26 protein-coding genes and 1 riboswitch are annotated in these 22,966 nt (G+C 42.2%); of the genes, 17 read left to right on the top strand and 9 right to left on the bottom strand.

All coding sequences use genetic code 11. The features are described from left to right. Positions 1 to 88 precede the first annotated feature (88 nt). Positions 89 to 334, top strand: a complete 246-nt coding sequence (locus R7Q47_RS09120) for a hypothetical protein (protein ID WP_005373664.1) — start codon at positions 89 to 91, stop codon at positions 332 to 334. A gap of 70 nt (positions 335 to 404) precedes the next feature. Here the strand turns inward: R7Q47_RS09120 and R7Q47_RS09115 are convergent, their stop codons facing one another. Continuing rightward, complete coding sequence (locus tag R7Q47_RS09115; protein WP_005373667.1) at positions 405 to 1,004, bottom strand: thiol:disulfide interchange protein DsbA/DsbL; 600 nt, start codon at positions 1,002 to 1,004, stop codon at positions 405 to 407. 83 nt (positions 1,005 to 1,087) lie between these two features. Then, a complete protein-coding gene (locus tag R7Q47_RS09110; RefSeq protein WP_005373669.1) occupies positions 1,088 to 1,468 on the bottom strand; it encodes a hypothetical protein in 381 nt (126 codons plus the stop codon). 278 nt (positions 1,469 to 1,746) lie between these two features. Between R7Q47_RS09110 and R7Q47_RS09105 the strand changes: the two genes are divergently transcribed. The 10 genes from R7Q47_RS09105 to R7Q47_RS09060 all read left to right on the top strand — a co-directional run bounded on the left by R7Q47_RS09105 (position 1,747) and on the right by R7Q47_RS09060 (position 10,782). Further along, positions 1,747 to 2,043 (top strand): isoamylase early set domain-containing protein, encoded by a 297-nt coding sequence (locus R7Q47_RS09105; RefSeq protein ID WP_017635151.1) that lies wholly within the window; start codon positions 1,747 to 1,749, stop codon positions 2,041 to 2,043. Between the two features lie 213 nt (positions 2,044 to 2,256). Next, entirely contained in the window at positions 2,257 to 2,970 is a 714-nt protein-coding gene (locus tag R7Q47_RS09100) for a response regulator (RefSeq protein WP_005373673.1), read from the top strand. Next, positions 2,970 to 4,268 carry an ATP-binding protein gene (locus R7Q47_RS09095; protein ID WP_318088932.1) on the top strand — a complete coding sequence of 433 codons (1,299 nt, stop codon included), beginning with the start codon at positions 2,970 to 2,972 and terminating at the stop codon, positions 4,266 to 4,268. Before R7Q47_RS09100 ends, R7Q47_RS09095 begins: the two co-directional genes overlap by 1 nt. Before the next feature lie 119 nt (positions 4,269 to 4,387). Further along, positions 4,388 to 4,780 carry a hypothetical protein gene (locus R7Q47_RS09090; RefSeq protein ID WP_005385575.1) on the top strand — a complete coding sequence of 131 codons (393 nt, stop codon included), beginning with the start codon at positions 4,388 to 4,390 and terminating at the stop codon, positions 4,778 to 4,780. A gap of 127 nt (positions 4,781 to 4,907) precedes the next feature. Continuing rightward, positions 4,908 to 5,264, top strand: coding sequence for a diacylglycerol kinase (locus R7Q47_RS09085; RefSeq protein WP_017635149.1), 357 nt, complete (start codon positions 4,908 to 4,910; stop codon positions 5,262 to 5,264). 21 nt (positions 5,265 to 5,285) lie between these two features. Beyond that, positions 5,286 to 6,941 carry a phosphoethanolamine transferase gene (locus R7Q47_RS09080; RefSeq protein ID WP_170893114.1) on the top strand — a complete coding sequence of 552 codons (1,656 nt, stop codon included), beginning with the start codon at positions 5,286 to 5,288 and terminating at the stop codon, positions 6,939 to 6,941. 123 nt (positions 6,942 to 7,064) lie between these two features. Then, the gene (locus R7Q47_RS09075; protein ID WP_248486493.1) at positions 7,065 to 7,997 is read left to right on the top strand and encodes a Gfo/Idh/MocA family protein; all 933 of its coding nucleotides are present in this window, start codon (positions 7,065 to 7,067) and stop codon (positions 7,995 to 7,997) included. Between the two features lie 218 nt (positions 7,998 to 8,215). Beyond that, complete coding sequence (locus R7Q47_RS09070) at positions 8,216 to 8,647, top strand: YccF domain-containing protein (protein ID WP_005373685.1); 432 nt, start codon at positions 8,216 to 8,218, stop codon at positions 8,645 to 8,647. 692 nt (positions 8,648 to 9,339) lie between these two features. Beyond that, positions 9,340 to 9,678: a hypothetical protein gene (locus R7Q47_RS09065; protein WP_017635147.1), complete on the top strand. Its 339-nt coding sequence runs from the start codon at positions 9,340 to 9,342 to the stop codon at positions 9,676 to 9,678. A 255-nt stretch (positions 9,679 to 9,933) separates the two neighbouring features. Next, positions 9,934 to 10,782: a patatin family protein gene (locus R7Q47_RS09060; protein ID WP_248486495.1), complete on the top strand. Its 849-nt coding sequence runs from the start codon at positions 9,934 to 9,936 to the stop codon at positions 10,780 to 10,782. A 142-nt stretch (positions 10,783 to 10,924) separates the two neighbouring features. Here R7Q47_RS09060 and R7Q47_RS09055 read toward each other — a convergent pair whose 3' ends face one another. After that, the gene (locus tag R7Q47_RS09055; protein WP_318088931.1) at positions 10,925 to 11,773 is read right to left on the bottom strand and encodes a pirin family protein; all 849 of its coding nucleotides are present in this window, start codon (positions 11,771 to 11,773) and stop codon (positions 10,925 to 10,927) included. A gap of 401 nt (positions 11,774 to 12,174) precedes the next feature. Between R7Q47_RS09055 and R7Q47_RS09050 the strand changes: the two genes are divergently transcribed. The 5 genes from R7Q47_RS09050 to R7Q47_RS09030 all read left to right on the top strand — a co-directional run bounded on the left by R7Q47_RS09050 (position 12,175) and on the right by R7Q47_RS09030 (position 15,068). Then, positions 12,175 to 12,384 carry a cold-shock protein gene (locus R7Q47_RS09050; RefSeq protein ID WP_005373691.1) on the top strand — a complete coding sequence of 70 codons (210 nt, stop codon included), beginning with the start codon at positions 12,175 to 12,177 and terminating at the stop codon, positions 12,382 to 12,384. Between the two features lie 240 nt (positions 12,385 to 12,624). Then, a complete protein-coding gene (locus R7Q47_RS09045) occupies positions 12,625 to 12,834 on the top strand; it encodes a hypothetical protein (protein WP_005373692.1) in 210 nt (69 codons plus the stop codon). 50 nt (positions 12,835 to 12,884) lie between these two features. Further along, entirely contained in the window at positions 12,885 to 13,025 is a 141-nt protein-coding gene (locus R7Q47_RS09040) for a PA3496 family putative envelope integrity protein (RefSeq protein WP_017633782.1), read from the top strand. A 237-nt stretch (positions 13,026 to 13,262) separates the two neighbouring features. Beyond that, a riboswitch (purine riboswitch) is annotated at positions 13,263 to 13,362 on the top strand. An 89-nt stretch (positions 13,363 to 13,451) separates the two neighbouring features. Next, on the top strand, positions 13,452 to 14,468 hold the full coding sequence (locus R7Q47_RS09035) for an adenosine deaminase (protein WP_017819853.1): 1,017 nt from the start codon (positions 13,452 to 13,454) through the stop codon (positions 14,466 to 14,468). 126 nt (positions 14,469 to 14,594) lie between these two features. Next, a complete protein-coding gene (locus tag R7Q47_RS09030; RefSeq protein WP_005373699.1) occupies positions 14,595 to 15,068 on the top strand; it encodes a peroxiredoxin in 474 nt (157 codons plus the stop codon). Positions 15,069 to 15,118: 50 nt separating this feature from the next. Here R7Q47_RS09030 and R7Q47_RS09025 read toward each other — a convergent pair whose 3' ends face one another. From R7Q47_RS09025 to R7Q47_RS09010, 4 genes are all read right to left on the bottom strand, one after another. Next, positions 15,119 to 15,526 (bottom strand): SPOR domain-containing protein, encoded by a 408-nt coding sequence (locus R7Q47_RS09025; protein ID WP_005373701.1) that lies wholly within the window; start codon positions 15,524 to 15,526, stop codon positions 15,119 to 15,121. 212 nt (positions 15,527 to 15,738) lie between these two features. Beyond that, positions 15,739 to 16,908, bottom strand: a complete 1,170-nt coding sequence (locus R7Q47_RS09020) for a D-alanyl-D-alanine carboxypeptidase family protein (protein ID WP_137283143.1) — start codon at positions 16,906 to 16,908, stop codon at positions 15,739 to 15,741. 1,183 nt (positions 16,909 to 18,091) lie between these two features. After that, positions 18,092 to 18,949 (bottom strand): glutathione-dependent disulfide-bond oxidoreductase, encoded by an 858-nt coding sequence (yghU, locus tag R7Q47_RS09015; protein WP_005373705.1) that lies wholly within the window; start codon positions 18,947 to 18,949, stop codon positions 18,092 to 18,094. A 216-nt stretch (positions 18,950 to 19,165) separates the two neighbouring features. After that, entirely contained in the window at positions 19,166 to 19,732 is a 567-nt protein-coding gene (locus R7Q47_RS09010; RefSeq protein ID WP_154204225.1) for a TetR/AcrR family transcriptional regulator, read from the bottom strand. Between the two features lie 99 nt (positions 19,733 to 19,831). Here R7Q47_RS09010 and R7Q47_RS09005 point away from each other — a divergent pair, with 99 nt between their 5' ends. Beyond that, positions 19,832 to 20,365 (top strand): dihydrofolate reductase family protein, encoded by a 534-nt coding sequence (locus tag R7Q47_RS09005; protein ID WP_154204224.1) that lies wholly within the window; start codon positions 19,832 to 19,834, stop codon positions 20,363 to 20,365. 126 nt (positions 20,366 to 20,491) lie between these two features. Here the strand turns inward: R7Q47_RS09005 and R7Q47_RS09000 are convergent, their stop codons facing one another. Together R7Q47_RS09000 and R7Q47_RS08995 are read right to left on the bottom strand one after the other, a co-directional pair. Then, positions 20,492 to 21,946, bottom strand: a complete 1,455-nt coding sequence (locus R7Q47_RS09000) for a sucrose-6-phosphate hydrolase (protein ID WP_154204223.1) — start codon at positions 21,944 to 21,946, stop codon at positions 20,492 to 20,494. Positions 21,947 to 21,977: 31 nt separating this feature from the next. Then, positions 21,978 to 22,901, bottom strand: a complete 924-nt coding sequence (locus tag R7Q47_RS08995; protein WP_151515747.1) for an aminoimidazole riboside kinase — start codon at positions 22,899 to 22,901, stop codon at positions 21,978 to 21,980. Between the last annotated feature and the right edge of the window lie 65 nt (positions 22,902 to 22,966).

Below are 22,966 nucleotides of genomic sequence, written 5' to 3'. Positions count from 1 at the left end.
AATGCACACATATTTTGAACACTGTTTTGTTTCATTTATGAATCAATCCACATATAAGTAATTCAAAGCATTCACAAAGGATATGAATATGTTTTTTCGCAAACTTTTGTTTAGCACTGCGATGATCAATGCAACGACAGGTTGCGTGTCTTACCAGGCACAACAAGCCGCCGCTCAAACAGTAAATAATACAGGTGCTGTGCTTACCAATGTGATTAAAACTACGATTGCTCAGCCATGTAATGTTGCAATCACTGCTGCTAGCTTGTTTTATCCGCATGCCATATTTATGACTAGTGTTCCGACTCAAGCATGTACAAGCGTTCTTAGATAATACGAGTGTGATAAGCATAAAAAATGGCGACTCTACCGTCGCCATTTTTAAGCATCAATGCTATTTACAGTTACAGCGTCAATAAGTAATTAACTAATTGATTGTACTCGTCGTAAGTACGAATTTCGTTGGCCAAAACAATGTATTTATTGTTCACAACCACACCCGGAACCCCTCTTAACGTGCTGGCAGAGAATTGCTTATCAAAACCTTTCTGCATTGAGTTTACGGCGAAACTGTTGTAAGCCGCATCAAACTTCTTACCTTCTACGCCATTATCAACGAAGAGTTGTTTCAGCTCAGCTTCGTCTTTTGGCGCTTGTCGCTTTTGATGAATTTGGGCAAACATGGCAGGAATCATTGTATCTTCAACCCCGAGCGACACCATCGTCGCGTAGGACTTGGCCATCGGAATCGCCATATCTCCGCCCATGAACCCCACATGTACCTTTTCAAACTTTGCCTCTTTTGGCAGAGCAGGTTTTAAACGCTCAATAAGCGACTCAAACTTGTAGCAATGTGGGCAATAAAAAGAAAAGAATTCCGTCACAACAGGTTTCGATGCTTTCTTAACATCCAGAACTTTGTAGTGCTTCCCTTCTTCAAATTGCGCTGCATGAGCGGTAAAAGTCAGTAAAAGTGCACTACATAAGGCAAGTAGTTTTTTCATTGTTTATTTCCTTGTGGCATTCAAATGCCAAATCATTTCATTTGGTAAAAAGGGGTAAACCCCAAGTAATTTGAGATGAGGAATTAAACAATCGGAGGACGATAAAGCTTGGTGATCACTGTCACTACTTTTTCGACTAGAGGCCTATCAATCAAAGCAAGGCTATAAGGAAGAAGCAGTAAGTCGTTTTGAGATAAGTTGGCGGGAATTTTGACCATGCAGGAAGAGCTACAACTCGTGTGAGATTGTTGTGCCTTATTGATGGCTGACTCATCGTGATGTGATTCTACGCAGTCGTCATTGACGCCAAGTTGTTTGTGTAGAGCAGCCTGTTGAACAATAAGATCGCGTACTTCAATTGTTTTCATCGGAGCGGAAGCCTGCGCCACAGGAGCAACACTACTCAAAAGCATAGCAACTAAGCAAACTATCGCAGTCAACAATGTACGGTTAAACTTCAACATAGCTACATCAAGGAAAATGGTGATTTAAGATAATACATGATAACGGTTTGACTTCAAGATACGGACTCTCGGCTCGCTAACAAACTCTGTTCTTTGACTATTTTAGGCTAGTGAATTTTCTCTCTAACGCTCCCTCAGTACACGAAACCAGCACAACGAGCTATTCACCGTTCGGATACTCCCCTCATCAGATACCAGCAACAATTCTATAAAACTTGAAATCATTATGAAACACGAGTAATAGTTAGAACAGTTTTTGTACGAACAAGGAAAGATCAATGCTTAAAAAAAGATTCTTTAAGACAAAAGATGAAGTCGAAGTCACGTTCGAGCTAGATAAAGATCAGTGGGACTCTGTCCAAATTGCTGGAGACTTCAACAACTGGCAGCCAGAACCGATGAAATTAGTGAAGAAAAGTCGTCAGTTTAAATTTAAAACCCGCTTACCTAAAGCGCAGAATGTTCAGTTCCGTTACTTGCTCGATGATGCGAAGTGGGAAAATGACCCACAAGCTGATGCTTACGTTCCAAATGTTTTTGGCAGCGACAACAGCGTCGTGTGTACCACCGAATAAGCGGTAATTTCGCTTTAAGATTCCATACCTAGGCGCAAACGTTGCGCCTTTTTACATCTCCCGAAATGTGATTGGTGATTAGATTTAAATCATTAATTGGCAATTTTATCCAATTAACTCATCCGATAACCTTATTCTGAGAAAGCTTTATTTGAAATAATTCGTAAATTTGTTTAAGTTCCATTGATATTAAATATTGTATACATCACTTAAATGAACGCACAACAAATCAAACCATCTCTAATCATTGTGGAAGACGATCCCAAATTACAAACTATGTTGGGTGAGTATTTTGTTGAACAAGGTTTTCAGGTCAAATGTATCGACAATGGGACGGACGCACCCAATGCGATTATTGACACACAACCAGACGTGGTGCTGTTAGATTTGATGCTACCCGGGCAAGATGGTCTGAGTGTATGTCGTCAAATCCGAGAATGCTACAAAGGCAAAGTGTTGATGCTGACAGCAAGTGATGATGACTTCGATCATGTCGCCGCATTAGAAATAGGCGCAGATGACTTTGTTACTAAACCCATCAAACCTCGCGTATTGCTGGCTCGTATTCGCATGCTATTAAGAAGAAAAGAGGCGGCGCCTACCGAGTCCGAAAACGGCCTACAAATTGGTGTTCTGTGTTTAAACCGGTTGCGTAAATCGTGCGTAATGAACCAAGAAGAAATTGCGCTGACAGACGGCGAGTTCGATTTGTTGTGGGTTCTTGCTACGCATGCTGAAAAAACACTATCACGTGAGTGGCTGACCAAAACACTGCGTGGTATTGAATACGATGGCACAGACCGAACCATTGATAATCGCATAGTGACACTGAGAAAGAAGCTAGGCGATGCTTCTTGCTCACCACAAAAAATCATTACCGTTCGCGGCAAAGGCTACCTATTTATGCCTGATGCATGGAATGAATAATGAGACGGATTTATCTGGAAAGCTTTGTTGGCCTTATCATTCTGTTTATGGCTAGCTTGTGGGGATACGAGTTCTTAGTTTATGAGATCAACACAGATTATGACTACCTATTACAAGAGCATGAGGGTCAAGCTTTTCACGATCTGATCTATCCTATCTATAAAGAACACGGATTAGAATATACTCAACAACAGTTGGAACAATTTGCCACATCAAGCCATCGTTTGTTGGTGCCTCATACGCTTGAAGAGCTTCCAACAGACATCAAAAAGGCGTTTGAAAGTGATACCTCCGTTAACGTCGCTTACGATGAAGAAAGGGATATCTGGTTCCGCCTAGATGCGAGTACGCCTATCTTTAAAATGAGCGATAATCCGAATAGTCCTGTGGTTAAAGCAGCCAACTTTGATGACAATATAGTTTGGTTGTTCTTTTTAGCTGGATTTGCTCTGTATTGCATATTGTTGATCTGGTTCTTAAGCCGTCGGATTCGAGAGCTAGAGAGAGTGACCGTTGAGTTTGCCTCAGGTAATTTCAAGGCTCGAGCTAGTACCTCAAGCGCTAAGTCTGTTGGGACGTTAAACAAAAGCTTTAACACGATGGCCGATAAAGTATCTCGCTTGATCACTAGCAATAAAATGCTAACTAACGCCGTTGCACATGAATTGCGTACCCCAATCTTCCGCTTACAATGGCAAGCAGATTTGTTATCGGATTCAACCTTAACTGAACAACAGAAAAAGTATGTTTACAGTATCGTCGAAGACATTGACGAGATGGAAGAAATGGTTGAAGAATTGCTTTACTACGCAAAGATGGAGCGTCCTGACACAGCATTACAAACTCAAGAAGAAGTCGTCCTATTCAACTTAGTCAAAGAATTACGACAGAGATGGCAAAAAGAGACTACGCTCGCTATCTCGCTTCAAGAAGTAAACTCAGAAAACGTTCTCGCGTTTGCTAACCCAAAATTGTTAAAGCGAGCCTTAGATAACTTGCTGCGCAATGCAATGCGGTACGCAGATAAGCAGATTTTAGTGGAGATAAAACACGATCAGCACCGCTGCTTCATCAATGTTCATGATGATGGCATAGGTATTGAAGAAAAGCATTGGCCTCATCTATTCGAACCATTTTACAGCGCGGATGAATCTCGCAACAAAAAGACGAGCGGGTTTGGGCTCGGTTTGGCGATTGTCAGACAGATAATGGAGCTTCAACGTGGAGAAGTTTCGATTTGCCATAGCCCACTTGGAGGAGCTTGCTTCACACTTAGCCTCAAAAAATCAGACAGTTAACTTAACCTTCCTACCCCGTTTACAGAAGACGACACTTCAATACACTCAAGCGACAGAGCCCAACAATAAAACAGTGTACATTTAATCCATAAGATTCACACACTAAATGGATAGTACTCATGTATAAATCTTTTATCCTGATTATGGCGCTTACTTCTACGCTTACAGCTTGCGCCTACAACCAAAAACCTGTCGTCGACATGACCAATGTTGACCCTAGTACATATGAACAAGACTTTCTTTACTGCCAAGGCTATGCAGAAAATGTCGACAAATCAGAGGCAGCGAAATCTGAAGCCACTAATGGGGCAGTTACAGGCGCATTGATCGGCGCAGCTGCTGGTGCGCTAGAAGACGGATTAGGTGGAGCGGCTGTCGGTGCTGCTGCCGGCGGAGCTGTAGGAGCTGGAGCAGGTGCTTTGAGTGGAACAAATGATTCAACCAAAACCCAATCTCTCGTATTGCGTAAATGTCTCCAGCACAAAGGCTATACCGTCTACGATCTTGATTAAATAAGCACTTTTCTTAAATTATCGCGCGATGGATTCTATTCACAAATGTTTCACGCTGTAACGATTAATCTCGTTACCTCTCTGGGATATGTGTTCCATCCCAATGCTTAAATAGTAAGGTCATATTTTGAAGCCAGGTAAAACAGGTATACGCCGTGTCATGGATGCGACCGGCTATTCATTTCAAGGATTGAAAGCCGCATGGACACACGAAGCCGCTTTTAGACAAGAATTGATTCTCGCCTTGGTACTTTCCGTCTGTGCTTTTTTCCTTCCTGTCACCACATACGAAAGAGTGCTGATGATCAGTAGCCTGTTCTTGGTATTGATCGTCGAACTCATTAATTCCGCCGTAGAAGCGGTTGTCGACCGTGTTAGCGATGACTGGCACGAGCTCAGTGGTAGAGCCAAAGATATTGGCTCAGCAGCAGTATTTGTTGCGTTAACTCTTGCCCTTTTTATTTGGGCTTCGTTCTTGCTCTAATTTTTATTCAAGACACTCATTATGAAGACACATGATTTACAACAGAGAGGTATCTCTTACGTTACCTTTACTTTCCTGTTGGCGCTGTATTTCGCTCTCGTCGTAAATATCCCTATTTATAAAGAACTGATCGGCATCTTTACACACTTAGATAATGTCAAGATTGGATTTATTATCACAATACCAATTTTCTTTCTTGCCGCGCTCAATTTCCTTTTTAATTTATTTAGTTGGCCTTGGATCGGCAAGCCGTTCTTTATAATTTTAATCATTGTTTCAAGTATGGTGAGCTACGCAAGCTATAACTATGGCACACTTTTCGATTCTGGAATGATTGCCAATATTGTTGAAACCGATTCGAGCGAGGCGAGTTCTTACCTGAGTGCTCACTCTGTAATTTGGACGCTGATTATGGGAGTTATCCCAGCGATAATTGTCTTTAAGGTCAAGCTGCAATCTCAACGTCACCAATTACTGTACTTCTCTGTTACCAAATTAGTATCGATGCTGTCGTCGCTAGCTGTCATCGCCGTCATTGCCAGCGTGTACTATCAAGACTACGCATCTGTAGGGCGCAACAATAGCCACCTAAAAAAAATCATCATACCCACCCAGTTCGTTTACAGCGCGACCGGGTATGTGAAGGAGAAATATTTCACCACGCCAGAGCCATATCGAGAAATCGGCACAGATGCAAAGCAGTCAGATAGCGCCGTACAGCAAGCACAGCGCAAACCAACACTACTGGTTTTTGTCGTAGGAGAAACCGCTCGAACGCAGAACTACCAACTCAATGGCTATACACGAGAGACAAACCCTTATACTAGTAAATTGGATGTTATCTCATTTCAAGACGTCGCATCTTGTGGCACCGCGACTGCTGTATCTGTGCCTTGTATGTTTTCACAGCTCACGCGAAACGAGTTTGAACGCACCAAAGCGGATAACCAGGACAATGCTCTCGATATAATGCAGCGCGCCGGGGTTGACCTCATTTGGAAAGAAAATGACGGTGGGGATAAAGAAGTAGCCCACAAGATCAAGAAAATCGAAGTTGATCGAAAGCAAGTAAGCCCTATGTGTAATGGCCAAACTTGTTACGACATGGCGCTATTAGATCATTTTGATCAGGAAGTCGCGGATATGCACGGTAACCGAGTGGTCGCCATGCACCTTATAGGAAGCCACGGTCCGACCTACTTTCAGCGTTACCCAAGAGACAACGCCTTCTTTAAACCAGACTGTCCACGTGCAGATATCGAAAACTGTAGCATCGAACAAATAGTGAACACATATGACAATACAATACGCTACACCGATCTTGTATTGGCAGAAACCATCAAAAAACTTAAAGCGTTAGAGTCTGAGTATAATACTGCGCTAATTTACATATCGGATCACGGTGAGTCACTAGGCGAAAACGGATTGTTCTTACATGGTATGCCTTATGGCCTTGCACCAGATTTCCAAAAACGCGTTCCTTTGATTATGTGGCTGTCTTCGGGCTTTAAACAAGCGAAGCAGATCAATACCGACTGTTTGTATAAACAAGCACAGAATGCAGGCCAATACTCACATGATAACGTGTTCCACTCTTTATTAGGCATTATGGATGTACAAACTCAAGCCTACGATAGCAAGTTAGATATATTCAAAGCCTGCCGAGCCGTTTCCTAAATCATTCAATAAAGCCTGGCTCAAAGTGTGAATCAGGCTTTTTCTAACAAGGTATTTAAACTCATCGCCGCGCCAAGCGTTATACTGACAGTCCGCGATCCATACATCGAGATAAGGACTAGGATGAAAATTGGTATTATTGGTCTAGGGGATATCGCTCAGAAAGCATACCTTCCTGTTATCACTCAGCTTCCAAATATCGAACTTGTATTTTGTACCCGCAACCCAAACACACTTGAGAGCCTGGCTAAGCAGTATCGAATCTCAGAGATCTGCCAAGACTACCAGCAACTTCTGCACTTTGGCGTCGATGCCGTCATGATTCATGCGGCAACAAGCGTACACCCTCAAATAGCGGCATTTTTTCTGCAGCATGGAATTCCAACCTTTGTCGACAAACCATTAGCGAATAGTGCTGATGACGTAGAAAAGCTGTACGACATTGCCGAAAAAGAGAGACAGCCACTCTATGTGGGCTTTAACCGTCGTCACATTCCACTTTACAACCAACATATGCCACAAGTGCAGCAAGGCAACATATCTAACTTAAAGTCGCTACGCTGGGAAAAGAACCGTCATCAACTACCGGGGGATGTTCGTACCTTTATATTTGATGATTTTATTCACCCATTAGACAGCGTTAACGTCACAGCCAAAGCCGATCTAAAAGATGCTTATGTAACTCATCAACTTGAAGGTGGTCAGTTGGCGCGCTTAGATATTCAGTGGCAACATGGAGATACTTTGCTCCACGCCTCGATGAATCGCCACTTCGGTATCACTACAGAGCGCGTTCAAGCTTGTTATGCAAACAAGGCAGTTGAGTTCGACTCCTTCGTTGAAGGCAAACTATGGCAAGCTAACCAAGAGCAAAAAATCAATTTGAAAGACTGGACGCCAATGCTGACGAGTAAAGGTTTCCATTCGATGTTGCTCGACTGGTTTGGCGTCGTTGAGTCTGGAAATATTGCTAATGAAGTAGTAAAACGCAACATTGCCAGCCATCGATTCGCAGAGCAAATTTGTCAATATATCGAGAAAGTTGTCTCTAGATAATGCGATTCTTGGCTATATGCTTGATTGAGTATTACGCTCTATACTAAAAAGACTTGCCTTAGGGAAGGCATTCATTCTCTGTTAAGACTACAGCGATTATTCTATCAATCAGGTCAATGAGGGCACGAAAGCACACATCGACAAAACAGACGGTTTAGATTTGTTTTACGGTGCCCTCAGGTATCTGAATCATCACATTCAAGAATAAAGGAAATAGAATGAGAACACTTGGTAACATCATTTGGTTTGTATTTGGTGGCGTATTTATGGGGTTGCTATGGTGGTTTTTTGGTATTTTGGCCTTTATTAGCATCATCGGAATACCTTGGGGGCGTGCGTGTATCGTTATGGGTAATTTTTCCTTTTTCCCATTCGGTAAAGAGGCCATCTCACGCGATGAATTGACCAATGAAATGGACATTGGCACGAGTCCGCTCGGCGTTATTGGTAACGTCCTTTGGTTTGTGTTTGCAGGCCTTTGGTTAGCTATCGGTCACGTACTTTCTGCAGCAGCATGCTTTGTCACCATAATCGGCATTCCGTTTGCGCTCCAACACCTCAAACTAGCGGTTATTTCACTCGCACCAATTGGTAAAACAGTTGTATCGTCTGAAGAAGCTGCAATGGCTCGATATAACATCAATCGTTAGCGATCGGCTAATGCACTTTCTATCCTCTGGGCAGTCATGCTCAGAGGGTAACGCCCGTCAAAAGTAAGCCTATAATCGCTATCGCATATTCAATAATGGCTGATTGTATATTCATACCGTCACCTTTACGTTGAAGTTTATCCTAGCTCAGCACTGCTTTACTTTTATAATTAATTAATACACCCAAGTGAGTTCAAGATGCTAGACTCATAGCGTCGTCACTGATTCAAACTCCAAGAACGACGTAACGAAAAAGCGAGCTATCCTATGCTCGAAATATGGGTTCTTTCTCCCTCGAAGTAGAGTTCAACAACAAAAAAGACGAACTATAAGCATAGCCAAAATTAATGCTTTTCGATCTAAAATATCTCACATCAATCAAAGAAAGCTTCTAAGATTTTCTCTTTTTGAGTAAATATAGACAGTTACAGTAGCGAAATTCTTCTCGGTAAAAATCCCCACTCAATCTCATGATCAGTTTTTAAAAAAAACAACAAAAATTCGTTGTTATCTAGAGTAATTATTTTATTTGTCGCAGAGCAATTCCATCAATATCATTTGCGACATCGGAGTGCTAGAGCATTGAAATTTTTAGCATTTATCACAGGTATAGAACGTAAAAAACCTTTTATTACTTATTTTTCTTTTTTACATATGTTCTAACTCAACGTCTATTCAGACAGGAATATACCGTGGATAAATATCAAGCAGCTTATGCTAAACGTCTAGAGAAACTAAATGGGGATCCATCTCCTAAAACGATAGCCCGCCTTTCGGCTTGGGATGCGTTTTTTAACAAGGAGTACGAGCTCCAAGACTTGGAATACCAACTATCGGACGCAGCGCACCAGCACTATGAACAGTCGCATGCGAAGAGCGACATTAGCTTCAAAGAATTCAAACGAGCGTTTTATAATGAATCCATCAAAATTTACAATTTAACGGATGGCGCTTCTATCCAGAAAGTATTCACCCCATTACTTTTGCTTACAACGCTCTGGATAGTGTTTGTATGCCTATTTAACAAGTGATCATCAAACTATTCCAACAACGATCAGTATGGGAGTACAGGTATGGCTCTATGTAAGGGGGCTAGTTGGCTCGGTCTCCTTCACTAAATTAGCGACTCAAACCCGCAATTCCATAGGCTAAAAGTGACAAGGGCATCCGTTGATGCCCTTTTTATTCAAAGGAACGCAACCTAGACCTTTGGCCCACTTGGGTATAAAACCATTATGCGTTAAGCTGCACGCTATTATCCGATTGATAAAGAGTGGAGCGAAGTGATGGAAAAAGTAGGCTCTCGAGCATTGATTGTCGAAGGTGGAGCCATGCGAGGCGTATTTTCATGCGGCATACTCGATCATTTTCTTGCTAGCGAGTTCTCTCCATTTGATAGCTTTTGGGGAGTGTCTGCGGGTGCTAGCAACGTGGCTGCCTACTTAGCTAAAATGCCCGGACGTAACTTAAAAATCTACCTCGATTACAGCTTAAGAAAAGAATTTATCTCTCCATCTCAACTTCTACGTGGTGGTGATATGATGAACTTAGACTGGATGTGGAATGTCACCCTCGAAGAACTTGGCATCGATAAATCTGCGCTCAAAGCTGATTCACGACCTTTCTTTTTAGGCGTGACGCGTCAAGACAATGGGCAAGCAGAGTACCACCTTCCTGATGTCGACGACTTGGCAGAAACAATGAAAGCCAGCAGCGCACTGCCTGTACTTTACCGAAATGGCGTATCACTGAACGGAATTCAATACGTTGATGGTGGCGTCTCAGACGCACTTCCTGTTGCAGAAGCAATAAATCGAGGCGCCAAAAAGATTATGGTTTTACGCAGTCAGCCCGCAAGCTATCAAAAGCCAAGAGGAAGATTCAGCGCCCTAACTAAGAGGATGTTGAAAGAAACGCCCGGATTAATTGAACCGATGTTGACACGTGAAGTTCGCTACAATCAGACCTTAGCGCTGATCAACAACCCTCCACCTGGTATCGAAATCATTCAAGTGTGTCCTCCTGAAACATTCAAGTTGAAACGGCTGAGTCGATCGCCAGCACCACTGCGTCATGCTTATGAGTTAGGAATTGAAGCAGGAAAGGAAGCCATCATACGTTGGAGTCAGAAGTAGAAAAAAGCCACGTGGATTAAACGTGGCTAACGCAAATTCGATGGCAGTGGATTATCGTATTTGCTTCTGGTCGAGCCCAATATTCAGGCTCAAAACTGTTTTAATTTGCTCGCTAACTGAAAAAGCGAGTAGGCTGTCAAAACTAGTAAGTTTCAAACAACCCAGAGTTGTAGTCTTGGATGGCTTGTTCTATCTCTCCCATGCTATTCATGACAAAAGGGCCATAATGCACCACGGGTTCATTAATTGGCTCACCAATAAAGATCAGTGCACCACTCTCTTTTTCGGCCTGCAATTCAACCCATTCACCTTTCGATAAAATGGCCATTTCACCTTGATTGATCTCACGACCTCTTAATTGAATACGACCTTTATAGACATAGAGCATCATGTTGTTATCTTGCTCCGTGTTCAAATTCAAAGCTTGACCACCCATCGCTCTCCAATCGGCTACCGTGGCAGCAACACCTGTCTCTGTTAGCGGCCCCTGAATTCGTTCGTTGTTTATAGTCATATGACCCGCAATCAAACGTACAACCCCCGAATTCGGAGTATCAAACTCAGTGATCGTTTCAGGTTGAAAGTCATGATATTGAGCTGGCTGCATCTTATTTTTCGCAGGCTGGTTAATCCAAATTTGGAAACCATGCAGTTCGCCTTCCTTCATAATAGGCATTTCGCTATGGATGACGCCTCTTCCTGCCGCCATCCACTGTGCACCACCGGAACGAAGCTCGCCAACATTATCCATATGATCACGATGCTGGAAATGACCTTTCAACATATAAGTAAGCGTCTCGATACCGCGGTGCGGATGCGGAGGGAAACCGCCGATATAGTCAGCGCGGTCTTCTGATTTGAGTTCATCCATCATCAAAAATGGAGAAAAGCTAGCATTATTGAAACCCGCTACTCGGCGAATTTTCACTCCATCACCATCAGCAGTAGCTTGCGCAGGAATAAGCTGACGAATGTCTCTGAATGTACTCATACTAGTTCTCCTAGTTTATCTTTGTGACCGCTTGCAAATCGCATGTTCAATCTATGGCTATCGATAAGGTTCTATTTTAGGTTGATGAGCTAAAATTATGAGCCATACTATTCGTTCTACTTATTCAACTTTTTCGAACAATACAATTTATCGAGTTAATAATGAGCACATTTAATTTATCTAAAATAAATGTAGCTATTTTCTAAACAAGGTGTATAGTGTGCCTTGGCTCTTAGAAGAGAGCTGTTAATGCAACATTTAGTTTAAGTTTCCTCTCAGTAAAATCTTGAATCCCCAATTCAGACACCTGCGTACAACTTCCTCTTGATTGAACATTCAATAGCTTAGAAAAGATCCACAAAACAAATCATAATTTTTATGTTTAATTCAAAGGTATTTTTATGTCTAAAGTAACTGGTTCAGTAAAATGGTTTAACGAAACTAAAGGCTTCGGTTTTCTATCTCAAGACAACGGCGGCCAAGATGTATTCGTACACTTTAACGCTATCGTTTCTGACGGTTTCAAAACACTGACTGAAGGTCAGAAAGTAAGCTTCAATGTAGAGCAAGGTAAAAAAGGTCCTCAAGCGACTGAAGTAACTCCTCTATAAGACTGCTTTTCTTGGTGTAGCATGCCCATGCTGCACCAAACCTCTCTCCTTCAAAAATATTCTTTCATCAATCACTCAGCCTAATTTTAGGCATTGCTTTGTGCTATCTAAAATAAACTGAATAGTACTGCTTAATTTATTATTTATAGGAAAAATCATGTCCTCAAAAAGAACTGGCCGTCAAAGGCATTGGTATCAATTACTTAACAAAGAGAAAATCACTAAAAAACAGGAGAATAAATGTTAGAAATTGAATTTAATTTAGAACAACCTCAAACCTCTTGGAACGCTAAAATACATCAATTAAATGGTGATATTTTACGAAGGCACGTATTACCGAAACTTCTTTCTCATAGCTTCATGATCGATTTTGAATATTGTGAGAAAACGCAATCTGGAACTATTCTCTGTGATTCAGGTTCAAAGTTAGGAAGTTTTACTGTTAACTGATTCAGTTTTCATGCATTAATGGATAATGCAACTAATTTGGAAGGTATCCAATGGCTAGAAAAAGTAAGAAGCAGTCAGAAAAAGACAAAAAAGAGTCTGAACAAAACGCGGCGGCGGTAAAGCAGAAAACTCGACGCCGCATAGAAGACATTATGGAACAAAGAGAATTTGATAAGTTATTCGATCTATAAATGCTCTCTAGTGCTTTCTCTGCCTTTATCGTTGTGCAAGGTACCGCCACCTACCTTTGCTCAAACGAATCTCCACTCTTTTAGACTACTCTTCTAATTACACGTGCCTCTCACACACGCAAAAACAACTGGCTCCTCTATACTCAAGTGACTTGCAAATAGTCGTTTCGCTCACAGGAAAACCCGTGACTAATGACAGTTAGGTTATTTGCGTATAGCCAAAGCGATATTTTTGCGTATAATCCCTCTCGTTTGCTTCGTATAACCCCAATGATATGGTTTGGGGGTCTCTACCAGTTCCCGCAAAGTGCTGATTACGAAGAGTTGAGATCATCGTGGGTCTTACTCTTTGTGATAGCGTTCGATTTATTTCTATCTATACCTATTCTTAGAGTAACTGCATCCACAATACACATAAGGTGGAATATGAACGCATTTATTCAAGGTCTTCCAAAAGTAGAGCTGCACTTACATATCGAAGGTTCACTTGAGCCGGAACTCTTATTCAAATTAGCAAAACGAAACGGCATCGAGATCCCTTACTCTTCTCCGAGTGAACTACGCAGCGCATATCAGTTTACAGACTTACAATCATTTCTCGACCTCTATTACCAAGGAGCGGGAGTTCTGCGTACGGAGCAAGATTTTTACGATCTCACTTGGGAATACTTACTGCACTGTAAAGAAGACAACGTTATTCATACCGAAATCTTTTTTGACCCTCAAACACACACAGAACGCGGCATAGACTTTGACACTGTTATCAATGGAATCGCTCGTGCGCTAAAAGATGGTCACGAAAAACTTGGCATTACCTCGCAAATTATTGCGTGTTTTCTCCGTCACCTTTCAGAAGAGAGCGCCATAGAGACCCTACAGGCTATTCTGAAACACCGTGATAAGATCATTGGTGTTGGACTAGATTCTTCAGAACAAGGTCATCCGCCAGCTAAATTCAAGCGCGTATTTAAACAAGCAGTAGAAGAAGGCTTACTTACCGTTGCTCACGCAGGTGAAGAAGGCCCCGCACAAAATATTAGCGATGCAATTGAAATGCTTTACGTGAGCCGCGTGGATCACGGTGTTCGCTGTGTTGATGATGAAGCATTAGTTGAATCCTTAATCGAAAGCCAAATGCCACTGACAGTGTGTCCGTTATCGAATCTTAAGCTATGTGTATTCGACGATATGAAAGATCACAATATTGTGGATTTGCTACGAAAAGGTGTCGCTGTAACGATTAACTCAGACGATCCTGTGTACTTTGGTGGCTACATGACGGATAACTTTCTGGCCGTCAACAACGCACATCCAATGAGTAAGAGTGAACTTGCCCAATTTACAATGAACGCGATTGATGCCAGCTTTATCGATAACGAGTTAAAGGCGAAATATCGTCACCTTGTTAGCCAATACGTAAACCAGCACGAAGCTTTGCAATAAAGGCATCAGTGCCACGCCTTAGGCCAAACGCGTAGGTATTAAAACCCTACAAAAACTCTGTGGTTAACCGCATTTATAAACGCTAGACTGAGAAAGCTAAACTAGCACACAAAAAGGAATAGAATCATGATTCAACAAGGCCAAGCTCTACCAGTTGCAACTCTAAGTGAGTTGACTGCAGATGGTATGGTGAACCACGACGTTACAGAACTGTTTGCGAACAAGAAAGTCGTACTCTTTGCTGTACCTGGCGCATTCACCCCTACCTGTTCAGAAGCTCATCTACCAGGCTATGTGGTATTAGCTGATGAGCTAAAGGCAAAAGGTGTTGATTTAATTGCGTGCGTTTCTGTAAACGATGCATTTGTGATGCAAGCGTGGGGCGAAGCTCAAAACGCTTCTGAGATTTTGATGTTGGGTGATGGCGACGCTAGCTTTACTAAAGCATTAGGTCTTGAAATGGATACAGGCGGCTTTGGTGGTATTCGCTCACAACGTTACGCAATGATCATTGAAAACGGCACAGTGACTAAGCTAAACGTTGAAGAGCCAAAAGAGTTTGAAGCAAGCAAAGCAGAAACGATTTTAGCGGCGCTTTAAGCTTACTCCTAAATACAAAAACGGAAGCCATCGCTTCCGTTTTTTGTTGGCTAACGCATTCTCACAACACTCGTTTGTTGCTTACGCTGCATTTCCGCAAAAGTCAGCACAAACGGGGATGACTGCTTTACACGGCTTGGTAATGAAGAAAGCGCATTGTAGGCATCCTGTTTCGTTTTAAAATCACCAACAGTTACCGTATACCAACGCGTGCCTCGGCTGTTTTTCCAGTTAACCCAAACCGGATGCTTAGGATCGATATAGCGAATATAATCTTTCACATCTTTTTCTTGCTTTAGCGCGAGTACCTGCATTGTGTAATGGTTTGGGTTTAAATAACCATATGCATCCTGAGAGGTCATGACTCCAACACATTGGCCGCTATCGACCTCCTGCTGGTAAGGCATAGCGCAGCCCATGAGCGATAAAATCAATGTCAAAGATAAAATCTTGTGCACGTGTCACTCCATTCTTGTTCTAGTTTCTTTTCTCTCGCACCCAAAAACACAAAACGCTCTTGGTCAGGTAAAAACACCCCCTTACAAGAAGGCCTGCGTTTTAACGCAACGAGTATTCCAAAAACGTAAGGCGACCACGTTGGTCGCCTTAGTAAATTGATTTAATAGAACATTAACAAGATAGAGTGATATAGACAGAAGTTCGCTACTGTTTAGAACCAGCTAGCGACCAATTGCTTAAACCAGTCTAAAATTCGCTTGAATAAACTGCCTTCCTCCACGGACTCCAATGCAACGAGCTCGGCTTCATTTACGACCTTACCTTCGACTTTGTAAAGCACTTTACCAACCACTTGTTGCTCAGAAATTGGCGCAACTAAATCACCGTTGTATTCAACTTCCGCTTGCAGCTTTTTTACATCTCCTTTTGGCAAAGTGAGATAAACATCGTTAGCTACGCCAACAGTAAGCTCGTCTTTTTCGCCCATCCAAACTCGAGCTTTCGCAAGTTCCGCACCCGCCTCAGTCGGCATTACCGTATCGTAAAAGCGGAAGCCATAACTTAACAGCTGCTTGCTTTCTGATTCACGAACATTCTCACTCTTCGCTCCCATCACTACCGCAATCAAACGCATATCACCTTGTGTTGCAGAAGTCGCTAGACTATAACCCGCGCCGCTTGTATAACCAGTTTTCATGCCATCGACATTCATACTACGATCACGAAGCAAGCCATTACGGTTGTATTGAGTGATGCCATTGTAAGTAAACGAGGTTTCGCTATACAGCGGATAGATATCAGGTAAGTCACGAATAATCGCTTGGCCCAACTTGGCAATATCATAAGGTGTCGAATATAAACCGTCACTGTCTAGGCCGTGAGGGTTGGTGAATGCCGTGTTAGACAATTCAAGCTTGGCGGCCCAACTATTCATCAAACTCACAAACCCTGATTCACTTCCCGCAACATGCTCAGCAATAGCGACACTGGCATCGTTACCAGATTGAACAATCAGACCACGGTATAAGTCAGACAAAGAAACGGAAGTATTGACTTCAATAAACATTTTTGAAGAATCTGGGAAATTTTTTGCCCAAGCATTTCGGCTGATGACAACCTCATCATTCAACGTAATATTGCCTGTATTAATTTCTTGACCAGCTACATAAGCAGTCATCAACTTCGTTAAACTCGCGGGGTTTAAACGTTTGTGGGCATCACGTTCAACCAGTACTTTCCCCGTATGGAAGTCCATCAAAACATAACCACGAGAACTGAGTTCCGGCGCATTTGGCACAACTGAAGGCGCAGCATAAGCCAACGAGGATACAGCAGCGAACCCTGTAATTAACACTGTGTGTAATATAGTACTTTTTCTCATCATGACATCTTATCTTAGTAGCATTTAAGGCTTACAAACGGTACCCGAATGAATTCAAAGCGCGGGATTACCTAGTTAAAAAACGAGTATATTGAAACGGCGCTCAGTTACAGCCACCTTGTTACGATTGGTTACTTTTACTCAATGTTTGTCGAAAATAATGAGAGGTAGGTAGAGCTTTCGTCTTGAAGAATGAAACAGGAGCGAAAATAATTCCGTAACGCTATGTTTTTTGAGAGGGGAGAAAAAGCGCGCAAGTCAATTCAGGGAGTAAGTTGGTATAGGAAAAGTAGTTGAGCTTTTATCCATATCTAAATAGGAAACAACAAAAACAATCAACAATAAGCCCAGCTAATTATTTACCAAGAAAACATATTGAAAACGCATCATAAAATCGTAATTAATTATCGATAAATTTAAAAACCTAATATTATAATTTATGTAAATTTCATTTATTATTAAACTGGAGAAAAATACAGCTTTCCTTTTTTAAAACTAAGAGACGATTTTTTCGATGTTTTTAGGTTTATCTCATCAGAGAACTTGGTATAACAGTGAGGGATAAGGCATCCGGACTTAGCGCGAAAGGATAACCCACTGTTATTTAAGTTCACACGCTGCTTTTTAATTACTAGAGACTTTAAACTGCGGTTACCTTCGGTTTGTGCGGCTATTCTTTGACGTATCCCAACCCAGTACGACTCAAACGACGACATCATACATATCCTCTTTCATGATATAAGCATTAATAATTAAACATCGCTAAAAGCTAAGCTTGTCTTAAATAAAAGTACTAGAAATTAATTTTATTTCTTCAAAACAAATCAACCCGCATATTCCACATAAATTTAGTGGTTATGTCAAATATTAATTATCATTAATTTTATTTATAATGGATATAAAATCAGTTTATAATTTTTAAATAATTTAATTATTAGAAAGCAGTATGACCAGTCCATATTTAACATGGAAATATGAGCTTTGTTTTGCATCATAATATATAAATACATTAAAGATTCATCTACGAACTAAATGCTCTTCAAGAGGTGATATAAATTAGCATTTCGAGACTAAATGAGAATAAAAATAGCGCACCGTATATGGTGCGCTATAGATTTGATTAAGGTCACTGTATAAGCATAGATAAAACTAAACTCATTTGACGTAGCTAGGCCAAGATTGCTTATGGTTTAAGTTTCAATACTTTATCAATATCTTCTGCGCTGTGGCGCTCAGGTAACTGCTCCCATTCTTCACCCCATGAACGGTTCACAATTCGACCACGTTTTACCGCTTCACGCTCATCAATTACTTTTGCCCAACGCACAACGTTTTTGTAGCTTTCTACGTCTAAGAATTCAGCCGCATCGTAAGCACGACCCAACACAAGGTTGCCGTACCATGGCCATGTTGCGATATCAGCGATGCTGTACTCATCGCCACCTAGGAATTCATTGTTCGCAAGACGCTTGTCTAATACATCTAACTGACGTTTTGCTTCCATTGTAAAGCGGTTGATTGGGTACTCGAACTTCTCTGGTGCGTACGCGTAGAAGTGACCAAAACCACCGCCTAGATATGGCGCAGAACCTTGCAGCCAGAATAACCAGTTCATTACCTCAGCACGCTTAGCGCCTTCTTTTGGTAAGAAATGATCAAACTTCTCTGCTAGATAAAACAAGATGTTGCCAGATTCAAACACGTTCACTGGCTCAGAACCCGAACGGTCAACCAATGCCGGAATTTTAGAGTTTGGGTTAACAGCCACAAAGCCAGAGCCAAACTGGTCGCCATCGCCAATCTTAATCAGGTATGCATCGTATTCTGCTGCCGTTACGCCAGCCGCCAAAAGCTCTTCAAACATGATCGTCACTTTCTGACCATTTGGGGTACCCATTGAGTAAAGTTGGAATGGGTGCTCACCAACTGGAAGCTCTTGCTCATGACGTGCGCCAGAATCCGGACGGTTGATGCTCGCCCACTGACCGCCGTTTTCATTATCGTTTGTCCAAACTTTTGGTGGAATGTATTCGTTAGCCATTGTTTTCCCTTATTGTGTTTGAATGCATCTTCAAACTGACGGGTCTTACGCGCCAGCAAGCATTATTAACATCACCTCTTCGCCAACTGCGATTAGGCATACTCAAGATATTAGGTCGAATTCGCTAAATAAAAGTCCTGCAATCTCTTTTAGTTAGAACCTTTGGTTATGGGATTTTCTTTCACGCTATAAGTAAAAACGTCACGGTAATGTGAACTAGGTTCGAGATGCCAATAACGAAGAACAGATCAGATTCAACGGCCCATCCATCATCTCCGTCTTAATCAAGCTCGCATCGTGGCAACAACTGATCGAGAACACGAACCCGTGTAGGTAATCTGCCAATAGATCCAAACTGTCTTTCTCCACTTGCGGAGACAACGCCAAAGGCTGAACAATCAATTGATAACGCTCGGTAAACACTTGAGCAGGGCCATGAGATGTCATGCTCAGCATGGTTTGCAATAACCCGTTGTACTCACGCAGCAGTTCAATGTAGCTAATACACAAGTTTTTGAATTGGCCTTGCCAATCGTCATTCACTTTCGGTTGATAAATTTCCTCCACCAGCGATGTGGTTAACGCTTCAAGCAACGCATTCTTGTTTTTGAAGTAGTGATAGATCGCCATGGGATCGACATTTAGTTGCGTCGCTAACGAGCGAATGCTTGGTACCTTGCCATCCTTTTTCATCAATGACTTAGCTGTATCTAGGATGCTTTCTGCGCTTAACTGCGACTGCTTAGCGGCTGGTCTCCCGCGTTTCTTTTCGTTGACAGACATTTGATCTTCCCGATAAACTCAGAGTTATTCTACATTGTAGAATTAATTTTAAACCATACTTTAGCTTGGCTCAAGCATCACAATTTTGATGAGGTACTCATGGCAAATATCGTATTTATTGCAACCAGTCTGGACGGTTACATCGCAGATAAGCAGGGCAAACTTGACTGGCTACATTCAGTACCAAATCCAGACAACATTGATACTGGCTTCTTCTCACTGATGGAGCGTATTGATGGCTTGGTAATGGGGCGCAACACCCTAGATGTCGTACTGAGCTTTGATTGCGATTGGCCATACAGCAAACCTGTGTTTGTACTCAGCAATACCATGACAGAAGTGCCACAAGGCTACGAAGACAAAGTCTTTCTAGTAAAAGGCGAGCAAAAAGATGTGCTTGCGGAGCTAAACGCAAAAGGCTTTAACGATCTTTACATCGACGGCGGAGTGACGATTCAGAACTTCCTGAAAGAAGATCTTATCGATGAAATGGTGATCACGCGCTTCCCTATCCTACTTGGCGGCGGCGCACCTCTATTTGGGGATTTAGAACAACCGCTAAACTTCAAAGTCACCAAGAGTGAAGTTGTTTTGGATACTTTAGTTCAAACGACCTACGTGCGTGAAAGATAATCTACCTAGGTATTTTGAACAAAAAACGCCCTTCATGGAGATATGAAGGGCGTTTTTGATGCCTACTGAGGAGCTGTTATATCAAAAGGCTCGTATATCAAAAGGCACTCCGCTTGATATGACCAATTATAAAGATGACTCAAACAAGCCTGTAATACCTTTCAAAGGGAAAAGCCTTGCTTGCTCCAACCCTCTCAACGTTACCGTATTGAGGTCATCAATAAAGAAACGACTGGTCATCGTGTGTTTGCCGCCATTAATGAAAATCTCGATGACAGAATTGTCGATATACATCTCAATCGTCTGCTTAGCGTCCAATCTTGGTGCTTTTCGAATACCACCAAATTCTTCTGCGTACAAATGAGACATGTGACGACGGTCCAGCATAAACTCGTGCTCTGTCGCACTAAAGACGATGTTGTCACCTTTGAGGTTACTCAGCTCAAGTTCAAAGCCATCGCCCTCAAGGTCTAATTGGATCAAACAACTTGTGCTTTCCAGTGTATGGGATTGTGCAAAGACCACCTCTTCTTTTCTTAAACTCTTCAGCTCAGGGAGCGGAGCTTGAACAAGAAAACCATCTTTCAACGTTAGTTCTCTAGGAAGAGACAACATTCCTGCCCACTGGTGTGTGACCGATGGTGTGTCGATTTCTGGCAACCCTATCCATGCAATAAGAATGCGACGCCCATTCTCATCTAAATAGGTTTGTGGGGCGTAGAAATCAAACCCATAATCTGGCTGCAAAATATCTTGGTGGTTTTCTAAAATCATCGACTCTAGGTTCAACTGATCACCCACGATATACGCAACAGAATAGATGTTTTTGAAATCATAAGGATTATTACTGCTCACGCCCTGTGGAGAAAACAGCATCACCGATTGACCATTAATCTCAAAGAAATCAGGACACTCCCACATGTACCCAAGGTCAGAAAACTTGGTCTTGATAGGACCTTTATGCTGCCACGTTTTCAAATCTTTGCTTTGATAGAGCGCCATTGAACCATGCTCGGTTTTGGTTTGAGCACCCACCACCATCAAATAGTCGTCGCCTTTCTTCCAAACTTTTGGATCACGAAAGTGCTCCGTGTAATGTTCGTTCTCAATGACTACACCATGCTTTTCAATGTTGCCATCTGAATCCATGGTGGCAAAGCACTGTGTTGGAATTCGATTCCAGTTTTGGTCACGCTTATTACCAGTAAAAAACAGCAAAGCCTTGTTGTTTTCCACCAAAGCACCGCCCGAATAGACACCATGTGAATCGTAGTCTTGGTCGGGATGAAAACCCACACCATGATCAGTAAAATGGATGAAGTCTTTAGTAGAAAGGTGGTACCAATACTTCATTCCATGGACTGGTCCCACAGGCGTCCACTGGTAAAAGATGTGGTGCTCACCATTGAAATAACACAACCCATTTGGGTCATTTAACAGCCCAAATCTAGGGGCGATATGAAAACTAGGAAAGCCTTTATCTTGCTGACGTGAAAGTGTCATTTCTTCGATATCACACTGAGGGATTTGCTCAAGTCGGCGATATCTTTGCTCTACAGTCCAACGGTTGTTTAAGCTCATAATTTTTCTCAACTGAAATTGGATCTGAAGATCATTGCCCAATAAATTGCAGCAATTCTGTCTGGGTCGGAAGCGCGGTCATTGCGCCTTTTTGCGTCGTCGCTAATGCACCACAGGCATTTGCCCATTGAATCGCAGAGCTAACAACAGGATGATTTTTCCAATCGTCATGCTGAGAAAGACATGCCAGTAGCCCTCCGACAAAAGCATCACCCGCACCTGTGGTATCAATCGGACTAACGACTTGACCAGTGATCAGCTCACTCTGATTTTCAAAGACACGCCAAACGCCTTTAGCACCTTGTGTCACCAAGACCAAAGCAATATTCAAAGCGGCTATTTGTTGTAAACCTTGCGCCATCGATGTTGAGTCAGTTAAGAACAAAAGCTCCTCTTCAGAGAACTTAACCACATCAGCCATCGCTACAGCCTTCATCACTACAGCTTGGATCTCTGATTGATCTTGCCACACTTCATCGCGCAAGTTAGGGTCAAAGCTAATGAAACCACCAGCGGCTTTTGCTCTTTTGATCGCCTCAAACGTGCTGCTTCTACTTGGCTCATTTGCCAGTGAAATTGAGCAAACGTGTAGCCAGTCACCTTGCTTAAAGTTTGGGATGTCTTCAACAGACATAAACTGATCAGCGCTCGGTTTTACCATAAACGTAAAGCTGCGCTCACCTTGCTCGTCTAAATCCACCACCACTGTTGATGTTCTTTGCTCAGGATCTTTAACGAGAAACTCCGTGCTCACGCCCTCTTGATCGAGCGTTGATTGCATGAAGCGACCAAATGGGTCATCACCTACACGTCCAAAAAACGCACTCTTACCAGATAGACGAGCAATAGCTACGGCGACATTCGCTGGTGCACCACCGGGACATTTGAGTAAAGAAGTCTCAGATTCCGGTATTAGATCGACAACAGCATCACCAGTTACCCACACTTGATTCATCTTGCTTACCTTGAAATTAAAGCCCTGATAGTCCAACGTGTTGAACACCTTCACTACCAAGTAAA

The sequence above is a fragment of the Vibrio sp. Vb0349 genome (assembly GCF_033338975.1).
This window is presented reverse-complemented; position numbering and strand designations above follow the sequence as displayed.